Origin of the sequence: Streptomyces sp. GB4-14 (assembly GCF_022696125.1) — a bacterium.
GTDB classification, from domain to species: Bacteria; Actinomycetota; Actinomycetes; order Streptomycetales; family Streptomycetaceae; genus Streptomyces; species Streptomyces werraensis.
In genome coordinates, this window is record NZ_RZHO01000002.1 from 4,357,631 (window position 1) to 4,372,036 (window position 14,406).

The 14,406-nt window shown below is 70.2% G+C and carries 13 protein-coding genes and 2 tRNA genes; 10 read left to right on the forward strand and 5 right to left on the reverse strand.

Translation table 11 applies throughout. The features are described from left to right. Nucleotides 1-15: 15 nt before the first annotated feature. Nucleotides 16-1,488, reverse strand: coding sequence for an amino acid permease (locus ELQ39_RS21230; RefSeq protein ID WP_242593445.1), 1,473 nt, complete (start codon nt 1,486-1,488; stop codon nt 16-18). A gap of 204 nt (nt 1,489-1,692) precedes the next feature. Here ELQ39_RS21230 and ELQ39_RS21235 point away from each other — a divergent pair, with 204 nt between their 5' ends. Both ELQ39_RS21235 and ELQ39_RS21240 read left to right on the forward strand, forming a co-directional pair. Next, the gene (locus ELQ39_RS21235; RefSeq protein ID WP_190000629.1) at nt 1,693-2,178 is read left to right on the forward strand and encodes a ribose-5-phosphate isomerase; all 486 of its coding nucleotides are present in this window, start codon (nt 1,693-1,695) and stop codon (nt 2,176-2,178) included. A gap of 37 nt (nt 2,179-2,215) precedes the next feature. Continuing rightward, the gene (locus tag ELQ39_RS21240) at nt 2,216-3,037 is read left to right on the forward strand and encodes an Fpg/Nei family DNA glycosylase (protein ID WP_190000628.1); all 822 of its coding nucleotides are present in this window, start codon (nt 2,216-2,218) and stop codon (nt 3,035-3,037) included. A gap of 49 nt (nt 3,038-3,086) precedes the next feature. Here ELQ39_RS21240 and ELQ39_RS21245 read toward each other — a convergent pair whose 3' ends face one another. Beyond that, entirely contained in the window at nt 3,087-4,334 is a 1,248-nt protein-coding gene (locus tag ELQ39_RS21245; RefSeq protein WP_242593446.1) for a GNAT family N-acetyltransferase, read from the reverse strand. 165 nt (nt 4,335-4,499) lie between these two features. On the opposite strand from ELQ39_RS21245, the gene ELQ39_RS21250 reads away from it, so the two are divergent. Both ELQ39_RS21250 and ELQ39_RS21255 read left to right on the forward strand, forming a co-directional pair. Beyond that, nucleotides 4,500-5,678: a PP2C family protein-serine/threonine phosphatase gene (locus ELQ39_RS21250; RefSeq protein WP_190000626.1), complete on the forward strand. Its 1,179-nt coding sequence runs from the start codon at nt 4,500-4,502 to the stop codon at nt 5,676-5,678. A 41-nt stretch (nt 5,679-5,719) separates the two neighbouring features. Continuing rightward, nucleotides 5,720-6,163: an HD domain-containing protein gene (locus ELQ39_RS21255; RefSeq protein WP_190000955.1), complete on the forward strand. Its 444-nt coding sequence runs from the start codon at nt 5,720-5,722 to the stop codon at nt 6,161-6,163. On the opposite strand, the gene ELQ39_RS21260 is transcribed toward ELQ39_RS21255, so the two are convergent. Then, a complete protein-coding gene (locus ELQ39_RS21260) occupies nt 6,160-7,353 on the reverse strand; it encodes an acyltransferase family protein (RefSeq protein WP_242593447.1) in 1,194 nt (397 codons plus the stop codon). The genes ELQ39_RS21255 and ELQ39_RS21260 overlap by 4 nt on opposite strands. Before the next feature lie 624 nt (nt 7,354-7,977). On the opposite strand from ELQ39_RS21260, the gene ELQ39_RS21265 reads away from it, so the two are divergent. Further along, nucleotides 7,978-8,172: a hypothetical protein gene (locus tag ELQ39_RS21265; protein ID WP_006133597.1), complete on the forward strand. Its 195-nt coding sequence runs from the start codon at nt 7,978-7,980 to the stop codon at nt 8,170-8,172. 143 nt (nt 8,173-8,315) lie between these two features. On the opposite strand, the gene ELQ39_RS21270 is transcribed toward ELQ39_RS21265, so the two are convergent. Continuing rightward, nucleotides 8,316-8,386: transfer RNA gene (locus tag ELQ39_RS21270), tRNA-Gly, on the reverse strand. Nucleotides 8,387-8,552: 166 nt separating this feature from the next. On the opposite strand from ELQ39_RS21270, the gene ELQ39_RS21275 reads away from it, so the two are divergent. From ELQ39_RS21275 to clpX, 5 genes are all read left to right on the forward strand, one after another. Continuing rightward, nucleotides 8,553-8,629, forward strand: a tRNA-Pro gene (locus tag ELQ39_RS21275). 164 nt (nt 8,630-8,793) lie between these two features. Next, complete coding sequence (tig, locus tag ELQ39_RS21280; RefSeq protein WP_225628031.1) at nt 8,794-10,179, forward strand: trigger factor; 1,386 nt, start codon at nt 8,794-8,796, stop codon at nt 10,177-10,179. 300 nt (nt 10,180-10,479) lie between these two features. After that, nucleotides 10,480-11,085 carry an ATP-dependent Clp protease proteolytic subunit gene (locus tag ELQ39_RS21285; protein WP_006133589.1) on the forward strand — a complete coding sequence of 202 codons (606 nt, stop codon included), beginning with the start codon at nt 10,480-10,482 and terminating at the stop codon, nt 11,083-11,085. A gap of 109 nt (nt 11,086-11,194) precedes the next feature. Further along, nucleotides 11,195-11,902, forward strand: a complete 708-nt coding sequence (locus ELQ39_RS21290) for an ATP-dependent Clp protease proteolytic subunit (RefSeq protein WP_337662526.1) — start codon at nt 11,195-11,197, stop codon at nt 11,900-11,902. Between the two features lie 183 nt (nt 11,903-12,085). After that, entirely contained in the window at nt 12,086-13,372 is a 1,287-nt protein-coding gene (clpX, locus tag ELQ39_RS21295) for an ATP-dependent Clp protease ATP-binding subunit ClpX (protein WP_019527658.1), read from the forward strand. Between the two features lie 65 nt (nt 13,373-13,437). On the opposite strand, the gene ELQ39_RS21300 is transcribed toward clpX, so the two are convergent. Further along, entirely contained in the window at nt 13,438-14,382 is a 945-nt protein-coding gene (locus ELQ39_RS21300) for a hypothetical protein (RefSeq protein WP_242593448.1), read from the reverse strand. Nucleotides 14,383-14,406 lie beyond the last annotated feature (24 nt).

A 14,406-nucleotide genomic window follows, 5' to 3' on the forward strand; every position in this document is an offset into this window, starting at 1 on the left:
GTCCGGGAGTGCGGGTCAGCCCGCCCCCACCTCGTCCCGCTCCGGTGCGGCGGCCGCGCGCCGGCCGGCCAGCCGCTGCCGGACCAGGGAGATCGCCAGCACCACGGCCGCGACCAGCATCGTCAGCAGCATCGTGGACCGGCCGTCGTGCTCGGTGTCGGTGAGCATGTAGATCAGCACGAACACGATGAACCCGATGCTCAGCCAGGTCAGGTACGGGTACAGCCACATCCGCACGACCAGCTTCTCCGGCGCCTCCGCCTGGATGATCTTCCGCATCCGCAGCTGCGAGAAGCAGATCACCAGCCACACGAACAGCGCGACCGCGCCCGAGGAGTTGACCAGGAAGAGGAAGACGGAGTCGGGGAACTTGTAGTTGAAGAAGACCGCCACGAAGCCGAACACGACCGACACGAGGATCGCGGCACGCGGCACGCCCCGGTGGGTGGTCCGGGCGAACGACTTCGGCGCGTCCCCGCGCTCACCGAGCGAGTAGGCCATCCGGGAGGCCGTGTAGAGCCCGGAGTTGAGACAGGACAGCACGGACGTCAGCACGATGAAGTTCATGATCTGACCCGCGTGCGCGATGCCCAGCGAGTCCAGCGCGGCGACGTACGAGCCGTCCTCGGCGATGGCCTTGCTGTCCCAGGGGAGCAGGCAGACCACGACGAGGATCGAGCCGAGGTAGAAGACGCCGATCCGCCAGATGATGCTGTTGGTGGCCTTGGTGACGGCCCGCTGCGGGTCCTCCGACTCGCCGGCCGCCAGGGTGGCGATCTCGCTGCCCATGAAGGAGAACACCACGAGCAGGATGCCGGTGAGGATGGCGCCCGCGCCGTTCGGCAGGAAGCCGCCGTGGCCGGTCAGGTTGGACAGGCCCGCCTGCTCGCTGTCGACGCCGGGCAGCAGGCCGAACACGGCCAGCCCGCCGACGACGATGAACGCGCCGATGGCGACGACCTTGATGCCGGCGAACCAGAACTCGAACTCGCCGTAGGAGCCGACCGACGCCAGGTTCGTCGCGGTCAGCACCACCATCACGATGAGCGCCCAGCCCCACTGCGGGACGGCGGGTATCCACCCTTCGAGGATGGCGGCGCCCGCGGTCGCCTCCACGGCGAGCACGACGACCCAGAAGAACCAGTACAGCCAGCCGATGGTGAATCCGGCCCAGGGGCCGAGAGCCCGGTCGGCGTGCGCGGAGAAGGAGCCGGAGGTCGGGTTCGCCGCGGACATCTCACCGAGCATCCGCATCACCAGCACCACGAGCGTGCCGACGAGCGCGTACGACAGGAGGATGCCGGGACCGGCGGTGGCGATGCCGGTGCTGGAACCGACGAAGAGTCCGGCGCCGATGACACCGCCGATGGCGATCATCGACAGATGCCGGTTCTTGAGACCGGCCTGGAGCCCGGAGCCCGTGGACGGGCCTCCGGGGCCCTCGGGGCCGTTGTTACCGGCCTTGGTGAGGGTCGGCTGCGAAGTCATGTGGGGTCTTCCTTTGAGCCGGTTGAGCGGTACCCGTACGTGAGCTGCACGAGCTGCACCAGTGAAACGGAGGTGAACTTATACAGGAACCTTTGATTTCCAATCGTTACTTGAGCTTTTCCTGAGGTCCTATGGAACAGCTCACATTTTTCACGCGCCCCACCCCGCGCCGCTTCCCCACGGGGGCCGTGTCACACTCGACGCATGCGCGTGTATCTCGGCTCCGACCATGCGGGCTACGAACTGAAGAACCACCTCGTCGAGTGGCTCAAGGAGGCGGGGCACGAACCCGTCGACTGCGGCCCGCACATCTACGACGCCCAGGACGACTACCCGCCGTTCTGCCTCCGCGCCGCGGAGCGGACCGCCGCGGACCCCGGCTCCCTCGGCATCGTGATCGGCGGCTCCGGCAACGGCGAGCAGATCGCCGCCAACAAGGTCGAGGGCGTACGGGCCGCCCTGGCGTGGAGCGAGCAGACCGCCGCGCTGGGCCGCGAGCACAACGACGCCAACGTGGTGGCCGTCGGCGCGCGCATGCACAGCCAGGAGGAGGCGACGAAGTTCGTCGAGATCTTCCTCAACACCCCGTTCTCGGGTGACGAGCGCCACATCCGCCGGATCGACATGCTCTCCTCCTACGAGACCACCGGCGACCTCCCGCCGATCCCGGCGCACCACCCGCAGCAGTAACGACCGGACACAGACAGCGGAGCGAGCGAGGGGGACCGTGCCCGAGGGACACACCATCCACCGGCTGGCCGAGGACTACGCCAAAGCCTTCCGGGCGGACTCCTCCCTGCGCGTCACCAGCCCCCAGGGCAAGTTCAGCGACGCCGCGGCCCTCCTCGACCGCACCCCGCTGCGCACCACCGACGCCCACGGCAAGCACCTCTTCCTGGGCTTCGGCGACCCCGGCCACCCGGAGTGGGTGCACATCCACCTCGGCCTGTTCGGCAAGGTCACCTTCGGCCCCGCCCCGGCGCCGCCGCCCACCGACACCGTGCGGCTGCGCCTGACCGGCACCGCCGCCTACGTGGACCTGCGCGGGCCGACCACCTGCGCCCTGATCACGGAGCCCGAGAAGCGGGCGATACACGACCGGCTCGGCCCGGACCCGCTCCGGCCCGACGCCGACCCCGAGCGCGCCTGGCGCAGGATCAGCCGCAGCCGCACGACGATCGCCGCGCTCCTCATGGACCAGAAGGCCGTCGCGGGCGTCGGCAACGTCTACCGCGCCGAAGTCCTCTTCCGGCACGGCATCGACCCCTACCGGGCCGGCAAGGACCTCACCCGCGCCGAGTGGGACGCGATCTGGGACGACCTGGTCGCGCTGATGCGCGAGGGCGTCCGCACCAACCGCATCGACACCGTCCGCCCCGAGCACACCCCCGAGGCCATGGGCCGCCCGCCGCGCGTCGACGACCACGGCGGCGAGGTCTACGTCTACCGCCGGGCGAACCGGCCCTGCCACATCTGCGGCGGCGAGATCCGCACCGCCGGCCTCGCCGCCCGCAACCTCTTCTGGTGCCCGGGCTGCCAGCGGGCCTGACCACGGACGCGCGGCCTGTGAGGCACGCCGGCCGAAGGCCCGCCGCAGATCAGAAGCCGTGCGGCAGCCACGGCGCCGGGTCGCCGCCGAACGCCGCGGACGCCTCGGCCAGCGCCCCGCCCCGCAGCTCCCGCACCCGCCCGGCCGCGGCCAGCGCGGTCAGGCTCACCCCGCCCAGGTAGGCGGCGCCCAGCTCCCGCACCGACAGGGCGAGGTCGGCCGCGTCCCGGGTCGGCTCGCAGACCGCCCCCTTGGCGTCCCCGCTCAGCCGCCACCGCCCCGCGTTCCACGGGCAGAAGGCGTCCTCCACCTCCAGCACCACGTCCACCGGCGTCCGGTACGTGCGCGCCGCGAGCGCCGCATCCACCTCCACCGGACGCACGTACAGCGCGTCCCGCAACGCCGGGCGGCAGCGCCGCACGTCCTTCACCAGGTACTGCCAGGCATCGTCCACCGGCCGCCCCCGCACCCGCAGCGACGACGTCAGGTCCAGGTCGAACAGGAACCGCCACAGCGCCGCGGCCGCCGCCGGGTCCAGCGCGTCCAGGGCGCTCAGCGCCACCTCTCCGTCGGGCCCGCCCGGACCCCAGGACGGCTTCACCCGGAACCGCGCGTACCCGACCGTCGCGCCGTCGCGCTCGGCGACCACGCACTGCAGCGGCGACGCCCCGCCCCGCTCGCTTTCCGGGTCCAGCACCCCCACCTTCTCCCAGCCGGGCCGCCGCGCCAGCATCCCGGGCCGCCCCGGCACCAGCTGTGCGTAGACCGCCTCGCACGCGTCCAGCACCTCCGCCGGGTCCGCGTACCGCAGCCGTACGTCGTCCGTACCGGCCGGCACCGACAGACCGGCGCGCAGGGTGTCGATCTCCGCGTCGAGCTGGAAGGTCGCCGCTCCGTAGCCGAACCGGCCGTAGATCGCCGGCTCCGACGCCGTCAGCACCGCCAGCGGCTCGCCCCAGGATCGGATGTCGTCCAGCTGCCGGCGCATCATCGCGGTCAGCAGCCCGCGCCGCCGGTGGGTGGCGGCCACGCTCACCATCGTCACGCCCGCGGCCGGAACCGACGCCCCGCCGGGCACGGTCAGCCGGAAGGAGAAGGCGCCCCCGGACGCCACGCACCGGTCGCCGTCCCAGGCGGCCAGGAAACGGCCGAACTCGGTCAGGGCGCGCCACAGTTGCCGCTCCTCGTCGGCCTCCGGCAGCCCGCCGAAGGCCCGCAGCAGGTTCCCGTACGCGCTGTCCCACTCGTCCGGCTGCAGGCTGCGCAGTTCGGGCGCCGGGCCCGTGTGATCGACCATGGGGTCATGCCTACCAGGGCTCCGGAATCGGGTCGAGGCAATTTCCGCCGCCCGGGCCCCGGGACGGCCCCGGGTGAAGTTCACTGTGAGTCCGGTCCCCGTCAGAGGGGACAAGCTGGACCTCCCGTGCCAAGCGGCCGGTTGGATGGATAGGGTCCCGAACTGATGGCAGCAGGACGAGAGCGGCGCGCGGCGGCCGATACGTTCACGGCCCGGTTGAAGAAGCAGTGGCACCGGGCCCGCGTCGGCGTGCGCCGGGCAGCCGTCGACTACTTCCGCGGCGACGGCTCGGACTGGATCGCGCTCGCCGGACTGCTCCTCACCGTCCCGCTGATCGCGGCCGGCACCCTCGCCAACTCCGTGTGGTGCGCGCCGTCCGCCCTGTGCGTCCCGATCGTCGCGGGCGGCCTGCTGCTGCGCCCGGCCAGCCTGCTCGGGCTCTACGCGGCGGCGGCCACCGCGCTGATCGTGGAGGCGGTGCAACTCGGCCCGTACACCGAGGGTGTGGCCCGGGTCACCCCCGGCGTGGTGCTGGTCGTCGCGGCCTGCGGCTTCTTCGGGCTGCTCGTCGCCCAGTTCCGCAGCCGGGTCGGCGTGCCCTGGCGGCGCGGCGGCACCATGCTGTTCGACCTGCGCGAACGCATCCGCGTGCAGAGCAAGCTGCCCAAGCTGCCGACGGGCTGGCACCGGGAGATGGCGCTCCGTCCCGCGGGCGGCCAGTCCTTCTCCGGCGACTTCGTGGTCGCGGCACGCACCAACGGCGGACGCACCCTGGAGGTCGTCCTCACCGACGTCTCCGGCAAGGGCATGGACGCCGGTTCGCGCGCCCTGCTGCTGTCGGGCGCCTTCGGCGGCCTGCTCGGCAGCCTGCCCCCGCACGACTTCCTCCCTGCCGCCAACGGCTATCTGCTCCGCCAGGACTGGGACGAGGGCTTCGCCACCTCCATCCACCTGGTCCTCGACCTGGACTCCGGCGACTACGAGCTCTACTCCGCCGGACACCCGCCCGGCCTGCAGCTCAGCGCGGGCAGCGGCCGCTGGGAGGAGAAGGCCGCCGACGGGCCCCTGCTGGGCGTGTACGACGGCGCCCAGTTCGACCCGGTGAAGGGCTCGCTGCGCCCCGGCGACGTGCTGATGCTGTTCACGGACGGCCTGGTGGAGACCTCCGACCGGGACATGGTCGAGGGCATCGACCGGCTCACCGGCGAGGCCGACCGCTATGTCGCCGGCGGCTTCCACGGCGCCGCCTGGCACCTCATCGAGGCCGTCGCCAAGGACGTCAACGACGACCGGGCGCTGCTGCTGATCTGCCGCGAGGGCCCCACCGCGGCCGCGGCCCGCTGAGCCGCGCCGGGCACACTGTTCGCGTGAACCGGACACCGATCATGGACCTGGCCGAGGTCGAGGCCACCGCCCGCGCCGCGCACGCCGGCCAGACCGACAAGGCCGGGCGCCCCTACGCCGAGCACCTGCACGCGGTCGCCGAGGGCGTACGGCTGCGGGGCGGCGACGACGAGCAGATCGCGGCGGCCTGGCTGCACGACGCCGTGGAGGACGACAGGCTGAGCCCCGCGTGGCTGGAGGAGGCGGCGCTCACCCGGCGCACCAAGGACATCGTCCTCGCCGTGACCAAGCGGTCCGGCGAGCCGCCCGAGGAGTACGCGGCCCGCATCCTGTCCACGCCGGGCGCGCTGCTGGTGAAGGAGGCGGACCTGGCGCACAACGCCGACCCGGACCGCCTCGCCGTCCTCGACGACGCCACCCGCGCCCGGCTGGCCGACAAGTACGCGCGGATGCGGGCCCTTCTGGGCCTGGACGCGGGAACTTAGACGGAGACCTTCTCGCCCGGCACCCGCACCTCGACGGGCCGGTACTGCTCACGGATCCGGGCCGCCTCGCCCGCGTCCCGGCGGAACGCCCACTCCATGCGCGGCTCCACCACGCAGCGCAGGGCCCGCTGCACCGGCCGGGTGCACAGCAGCGTCACGGCGGCGGCCGCGAAGACGGTGAGTCCCAGCACACCGAGCGGCTCGTGCAGCGTGGGCCGGTCGTAGAAGTCCGTGTAGTTGCCCGCGCGCACCAGGAAGGCGTGCAGCAGGTAGCCGTAGACGGTGCCCGCGCCGAGGGACGTGAACCACATGCGGCGGCGCGGCACCCAGGCGAAGAAGCAGACGGTCGTCACCAGGGAGCAGCCGAGCGTGGCCCACACCATGACCGGGCCGGTCCACCAGGCGGTGCCCAACTCCTGGGCGGAGTCGCTGTGGTACAGCCAGCCGAGCCGCAGGTACGGCATCGTCGCCCAGGCCGTGAGCGCCGCCGCGACGAACACCGGCACGGACGCCAGGCGCACCGAGCGGCGCTTGACCATCCGGAAGTGCTCGGGACGCAGGGTCAGGCCCAGCACGAAGAAGGGGAGGAACTGCAGCACCCGCTGGAGCTCCAGGTCGTCGCCGATCTGGGGGGACACCGAAGCCAGCGCGGCGAGGACCAGCGACACCGGCAGCGGGTGCTTGACCGCCTTCCACACCGGTGTGGTGATCCGCCACACGAACAGTGCGCACAGGAACCACAGGTGGTAGGTGGGGTCCAGCAGCGTGATGCCGTGCCCCGGCTCGTCGTTGCCGTAGCGCTGGAAGAGGGAGTACGCGGTCTCGAAGACCACGTAGGGGACGACGACTCCGGTGATCAGCCGCCGGACGTGCTTGGGGCGCAGGTCGAAGCTGCGCGAGAAGTAGCCGGAGATGAGGATGAACGCCGGCATGTGGAAGGTGTAGACGACCCGGTAGGCCGTCTCGACCGCACCGTCGTCCAGGAGCTGCCCCCAGGCGTGGCCGACGGCCACCAGCACGATCGCCAGGTACTTGGCGTTGTCGAAGAAGGCGTCGCGCTGTCTGCCTCCCGGGGCGGGCCGGGAACCCTCCGGGGTCCGGGTGCGCGGGGTCGGCACTCCGTCCGCCGGCGTCTGCACCGGAGGGAGCGGCGTCCTGCTGTTGCCGTACGGTCGCTGCGAGTTCGTCACTGGCCCTCCCGGTGGTGGAACGGGGAGGCGGTCGGGGAGCTCGCTGCGCTTTCGGGGGACGAGGCAGCGTGGAACATCTCAGGCACCCTAGCGTCGTCTTCGGGAATCCGTAAAACGCCCGACGTCATTCCTGGTTATCGCGTTCGAGTACCCCGGAATCGGTAATGCGTGCATGGCGTGGGCGTGATGGGCAACACAGGTGAAGACGTGCTGTGCTGGCCCTCATGCGGGCCGTCCTTGTCAGGATTGTTCCGGATCAGTCCGGTCATGGGGGCGGGTGGGGACTCCGGTGACATGTCCCTTTGTGGGGGTGGAACAGGGGTTATTCGAATGGTCTGCGAACACAATGTGAGGGCGGGGAGGAGAAGGCGTCCGTAATTCCTGGGCAAGTGCTGACGGGGACGTCCAATTACTCGTTCGGGTGTTCCCTCGAATTGCCGTACGGGAAACAGGTGTTGCCCCTTCGTGTCCGGTACGGCGGCGACGGCGACGGGACGGCGGGACGGACGATGTGTCAGCCGCCGGTTAGGGCGGGCGTGTTGGTGGCACGATGGTTCTGGCGGGGTGCGCGGGGATGCGTCGCCCGGGCCGGGGAAGCCGAACCGACCAAGGGTGTGATCAGTTGTGGCCATTTCACTGTCAGTGGTGCTGCTGTTGGCGATCATCCTGGTGGTGCTGCTGAGAGGTGGCTCCATCAAGGCCGGGCCGGCGATCGTCGCCGTCCTCTTCGGCTTCTTCCTCGCCTCGACGGGCATGGCCGACGACATCCAGCGCTTCCTGGACTCGATAGCCGAGATGATCAACTCCATCAGCTTCTGACCCCGCCCCACGGCAGAGCTCCGCGCGGGAGGCGCCCGGTCCCGCCCGGCGGTACGGGGCCGCCCGAGGCGGCCGGTCCCGAGGGACGACGAAGGCCCAGGGAGTGGGCGTACACCCTCTCACCTGGGCCTTCGGCCGTTCAGAGCGGGCGACGGGAATCGAACCCGCGTAGCCAGTTTGGAAGACTGGGGCTCTACCATTGAGCTACGCCCGCACGGTGCGCGCCGCGCGTCCGTGACCGCGGCACCGACAGGCATCGTAGCGGGTCGTGCGCCCTCGCCGCACACCCCGTGTCCTGCCGGCCGCCGGGCGGTGCTCCGCGGCCCGTAAAGGCGGCGGCCCTTTCGCCCGCGTGCATGTACCCTACGGATCGCACCAGACGGGGTGTGGCGCAGCTTGGTAGCGCGTCCGCTTTGGGAGCGGAAGGCCGTGGGTTCAAATCCCGCCACCCCGACCAGCCACCTGCTCACCATCGGTGAACGCCTTTTGGGTGCCGCAGCCGCTGCCGTTACTATGCAAGCTGCACGCCCGTGTGTCTCTGAAAGTCCTCCGGGCGGCGAATCGGCCGGACCGCTCTGGTCCCGGCAGAACCCGAGAAGTCAGCCACAAGGAGACCGAACCGTGAAGAGCGCCGTGGAGACCCTGAACCCGACCCGGGTTCGGCTCACTGTCGAGGTGCCCTTCGAGGAGCTCAAGGACAGCCTCGACGCGGCGTACAAGAAGATCAACCAGCAGGTCACGGTGAAGGGCTTCCGCAAGGGCAAGGTCCCGGCCCGGGTCATCGACCAGCGCTTCGGCCGTGGTGCGGTCCTGGAGGAGGCGGTCAACGACGCCCTCCCGAAGTTCTACACCGACGCCGTGAACGAGGCGGAGCTGAGCCCTCTGGGCCAGCCCGAGGTCGACATCACGGAGCTGAAGGACGGCGAGACGCTGAACTTCACCGCCGAGGTCGACATCCGCCCGGCCATCGAGATCCCGGACTACTCCGGCATCGAGGTCGAGGTCGACGCCGTCGAGGTCACCGACGAGGACGTGGAGAAGTCGGTGGAGCAGCTCCGTGAGCGCTTCGCCTCCACGACCCCGGTCGAGCGGGCCGCCGAGGACGGCGACGTGGTCACCATCGACCTCGAGGCCAAGGTCGACGGAGAGGTCCTCGAGGACGGCGTCGCCAGCGGCGTCTCCTACACGATCGGCTCCGGTGAGCTGCTGGACGGCATCGACGACGCCGTGAAGGGCCTGGAGGCCGGTGGCGAGGCCACCTTCACCTCCGAGCTGAAGGGCGGCTCGGCGGCCGGCAAGGAGGCCGAGGTCACCGTCAAGGTCACCCAGGTCGCCAAGCGTGAGCTGCCCGAGCTGGACGACGAGTTCGCCCAGCTCGCCTCCGAGTTCGACACCCTCGAGGAGCTGAAGGCGGACAGCCGCAAGCGTCTCGAGAACATGAAGCAGTACGACCAGGCCACGCAGGCCCAGGAGCGCGTCCTGGACAAGCTGCTCGAGCTGGTCGAGGTGCCCGTCCCCGAGAAGCTGCTCGAGGACGAGATCAACACCCGCAAGCACAACCTCGAGCACCACCAGCTGGGCCAGATGGGCCTGGACCTCGCGAAGTACCTGGAGATCCAGGGCAAGACCGAGGAGGAGTTCGAGAACGAGACCCGCGAGGCCGCGATCAAGGGCATCAAGACCCAGTTCGTGCTCGACGAGCTCGTGAAGCAGGAGAAGCTCAACGTCAACCAGGAGGAGCTCACCGAGCACCTCATGCGGCGTGCGGCCTCCTCCGGCATGTCGCCCGACCAGTTCGCCCAGGCGGTCGTCGAGCAGGGCCAGGTCCCGCTGCTCGTCGGCGAGGTCGCCCGCGGCAAGGCGCTGGCCGTCGTGGTCGAGAAGGCCACGGTCAAGGACACCAACGGCGAGATCGTCGACCTCGAGGACGACGAGGACGAGGCCGCCGAGGCCGAGACCTCCGAGGCCGCGGCCGACGAGAAGGCCGAGGAGAAGACCGAGGGCTGAGCCCCGGCAGCGGTGATCATGTGAGAAGGCCCCGGGGCGCCAGCCCCGGGGCCTTCTCGCCACCGCCGGGGCGGCACGCCCCAGGGGCGCGGAGAACCGCGCGGGCAACCACGGCGCACCCGCACCCGACTACGCCCCCGGCGAACACTCCCATCTCCGGGATTCCCCGAAGGGACCCGCGCGTTAGGGTCCATGAATACCAGGGCAGTGGAGTCTCCGATACGGCTCCCGCCCCGCAGGGAACACGTGAGACGGCCCGGCGCCGTCGTAAGACGAGCAGGTGGATACGTGACGAATCTGATGCCTTCAGCCGCCGGCGAGCCTTCCATCGGTGGTGGCCTCGGCGACCAGGTCTACAACCGGCTGCTCGGCGAGCGGATCATCTTCCTCGGCCAGCCGGTCGACGACGACATCGCGAACAAGATCACCGCACAGCTGCTGCTCCTTGCCTCGGACCCCGACAAGGACATCTACCTCTACATCAACAGCCCCGGCGGTTCGATCACGGCCGGCATGGCGATCTACGACACCATGCAGTACATCAAGAACGACGTGGTGACGATCGCCATGGGTCTCGCGGCGTCCATGGGGCAGTTCCTGCTCAGCGCGGGCACGCCCGGCAAGCGCTTCGCGCTGCCCAACGCCGAGATCCTGATCCACCAGCCCTCCGCAGGCCTCGCCGGCTCCGCCTCGGACATCAAGATCCACGCCGAGCGGCTGCTGCACACCAAGCGGCGCATGGCCGAGCTCACCGCCCAGCACACGGGCCAGACGGTCGAGCAGATCACCCGTGACTCGGACCGCGACCGCTGGTTCGACGCCTTCGAGGCCAAGGAGTACGGCCTCATCGACGACGTGATCGCCACGGCCGCCGGCATGCCGGGCGGCGGCGGCACCGGGGCCTGAGAGGTGCTGCGAGGCTCCACGAGCCCCGTAGGACCCCGCCCGGGCCCGTGACCGAGCCCGGGGCCCCAGCAGCCCCAGCCGACCGCCTCAGCCCCTTTCAGGAGACACCGTGAACGCATTCCCCGGCAGCGGGATCTACGACCGTATGCAGGCCGTGCAGGACATGACCGGCTCGCAGGGCCGCTACACCGGTCCGCAGGCCGAGTCCCGTTACGTCATTCCGCGCTTCGTCGAGCGCACCTCCCAGGGCATCCGCGAGTACGACCCGTACGCGAAGCTCTTCGAGGAGCGCGTGATCTTCCTCGGCGTGCAGATCGACGACGCCTCCGCCAACGACGTCATGGCGCAGCTGCTGTGCCTGGAGTCGATGGACCCCGACCGGGACATCTCGGTCTACATCAACAGCCCCGGCGGCTCCTTCACCGCGCTCACCGCGATCTACGACACGATGCAGTACGTGAAGCCGGACATCCAGACGGTGTGCATGGGCCAGGCGGCCTCGGCCGCCGCCGTCCTGCTCGCCGCCGGCACGCCCGGCAAGCGCATGGCGCTGCCGAACGCCCGGGTGCTGATCCACCAGCCGTACAGCGAGACCGGCCGCGGTCAGGTCTCCGACCTGGAGATCGCCGCCAACGAGATCCTCCGTATGCGCACGCAGCTGGAGGACATGCTGGCCAAGCACTCCACCCGTCCGATCGAGAAGATCCGCGAGGACATCGAGCGCGACAAGATCCTCACGGCCGAGGACGCGCTGGAGTACGGCCTGATCGACCAGATCATCACCACCCGGAAGATGGACAACTCCAGCCTGCGCTGATGCGGGGCTGGGGTGTAACGTCTGCCGCCCCTTGGCACGGTTTGGCACGGTCCACGTCAAAGTGAACCGTGCCAAGGGGGGCCCGAACGGGGGGCCAGGCAAGGTACCGTCGGACATAAGGCAGCACCAGGAGCCGCCGGACACGGACGTCCGGTCGTCTCCCAGGCGAAGGGGAAGCACACCGTGGCACGCATCGGTGACGGCGGCGATCTGCTCAAGTGCTCGTTCTGCGGCAAGAGCCAGAAGCAGGTCAAGAAGCTCATCGCAGGGCCCGGTGTGTACATCTGCGACGAGTGCATCGACCTCTGCAACGAGATCATCGAGGAGGAGCTCGCAGAGACCAGCGAGGTCCGCTGGGAGGAGCTCCCCAAGCCCCGCGAGATCTACGAGTTCCTCGAGGGGTACGTGGTGGGCCAGGAGGCGGCCAAGAAGGCGCTCTCCGTGGCGGTCTACAACCACTACAAGCGCGTCCAGGCCGGCGAGAACGGCGGCGCCCAGGGCCGTGACGACGCCATCGAGCTGGCGAAGTCCAACATCCTGCTGCTGGGCCCCACGGGCTCCGGCAAGACCCTGCTGGCGCAGACCCTCGCCCGCATGCTGAACGTCCCCTTCGCGATCGCCGACGCCACGGCGCTCACCGAGGCCGGCTACGTCGGCGAGGACGTCGAGAACATCCTGCTCAAGCTGATCCAGGCGGCCGACTACGACGTCAAGAAGGCCGAGACCGGGATCATCTACATCGACGAGATCGACAAGGTCGCCCGGAAGAGCGAAAACCCGTCGATCACCCGGGACGTGAGCGGCGAGGGCGTGCAGCAGGCGCTGCTGAAGATCCTCGAGGGCACCACCGCCTCCGTGCCGCCGCAGGGCGGGCGCAAGCACCCGCACCAGGAGTTCATCCAGATCGACACGACGAACGTGCTGTTCATCGTGGGCGGCGCCTTCGCCGGTCTTGAGAAGATCATCGAGGGCCGGGCGGGCGCCAAGGGCATCGGCTTCGGCGCGACGATCCGCTCCAAGCGGGAGATGGAGTCCAAGGACCAGTTCGAGGAGGTCATGCCGGAGGACCTGGTCAAGTTCGGCATGATCCCCGAGTTCATCGGCCGGCTCCCCGTCATCACCAGCGTGCACAACCTCGACCGTGAGGCGCTGCTGCAGATCCTCGTCGAGCCGCGCAACGCCCTGGTGAAGCAGTACCAAAGGCTGTTCGAACTCGACGGTGTGGAGCTGGACTTCGAGCGTGAGGCGCTGGAGGCCATCGCCGACCAGGCGATCCTGCGCCAGACCGGCGCCCGCGGCCTGCGCGCCATCATGGAGGAGGTCCTCCAGGGCGTGATGTACGAGGTGCCGTCCCGCAAGGACGTGGCCCGTGTGGTCATCACCGCGGACGTGGTGCTCTCCAACGTCAACCCGACGCTCATCCCGCGCGACTCGCGCGGCCGCGGCTCGGGCGAGCAGAAGACGGCGTAGCCCCTGGCACACGGAAAGGGCGTCCGGCGCACTGCGCCGGACGCCCTTTCCGTGTGTTCAGCCGCCTACTTGGCGACCCGCACGTCCTTGCGGACGTCGGCGGCCATCCCGGCGGACTCGTCGAGCGAGTAGGTCTTGCCGGTGGCGGTCGGCTCGACCACGGCGAGCGTGCTGTAGTCGGCCCACACGCACATGAAGGTCGTCTGCTCCTTCTTGGTGACCGGGTGCTGGGTCTCCGCCTCCTGGCACTTCATCACGGCGCCGTCCAGCCCGTCGGGGGACACCGACTTGGGCTCGCCCACCAGCGTGACCTTCTCGTCGTCGGTGTTCTTGTGCATCTGCGTGAACATCACGTCGAGGGCCTTCTCCGGGTCCTCGACCTTGCCGTAGACGCCGAAGTAGGTGATGTTCTCCGCGCTCTGCAGCTTCGCCAGGTCGGCCGGGTCCTCGGGGTCCAGCTTCGTGAGGTCGGTGGTGGAGTAGACGGCGCCCACCGAGGTGGCGTCGCTCACCCCGGCCTTCGCCAGATCCTTCTCGTCGCTGGAGCTGGCCGACTCCTCCTGCGCCGGGCCCTGACGGTCGTACTTGTCCGAGAGGACCGACGCGGGCGCGGTCAGCTTGTGCGGGCCGTCGTCCTCCAGGCCGCCGGCGCCCCCGCCGCCGCCGATCAGGAAGTAGGCGCCCACACCGATGGCCGCGACGACCGCGACCGCGCCGACGATGATCCCGGCCTTCTTGCCGCCTGAGCCGGACGTCGGGGGCTGGGGCGGCGTGCCGTACTGGGGCTGCTGGCCGTAGGGCGGCTGCTGCGGCGGGACACCCGGGTGTCCCGGCTGCTGCGGGTAGCCGTAGCCGGGCTGGGCCGGCGGGGGCGTCTGCTGGGGGTAGCCGTAGCCGGGCTGCGGCTGGGGCGGGGTCTGCGGCTGCTGGCCGTACGGTCCCGGCTGCTGGCCGTACGGGCCGGGCTGCTGGGGCTGCCCGCCGTACGGGCCCGGCTGGTTGAAGCTCATGACTGGGTTCCCCCTCGTGTTCGC

Excerpts from the sequence above, each read along its gene's own strand:
- ELQ39_RS21230 (WP_242593445.1), bottom strand. The coding sequence starts at position 1,488 with ATGACTTCGCAGCCGACCCTCACCAAGGCCGGTAACAACGGCCCCGAG.
- ELQ39_RS21235 (WP_190000629.1), top strand. The coding sequence starts at position 1,693 with ATGCGCGTGTATCTCGGCTCCGACCATGCGGGCTACGAACTGAAGAAC.
- ELQ39_RS21245 (WP_242593446.1), bottom strand. The coding sequence starts at position 4,334 with ATGGTCGATCACACGGGCCCGGCGCCCGAACTGCGCAGCCTGCAGCCG.
- ELQ39_RS21250 (WP_190000626.1), top strand. The coding sequence starts at position 4,500 with ATGGCAGCAGGACGAGAGCGGCGCGCGGCGGCCGATACGTTCACGGCC.
- ELQ39_RS21255 (WP_190000955.1), top strand. The coding sequence starts at position 5,720 with ATGGACCTGGCCGAGGTCGAGGCCACCGCCCGCGCCGCGCACGCCGGC.
- ELQ39_RS21285 (WP_006133589.1), top strand. The coding sequence starts at position 10,480 with ATGCCTTCAGCCGCCGGCGAGCCTTCCATCGGTGGTGGCCTCGGCGAC.
- ELQ39_RS21300 (WP_242593448.1), bottom strand. The coding sequence starts at position 14,382 with ATGAGCTTCAACCAGCCGGGCCCGTACGGCGGGCAGCCCCAGCAGCCC.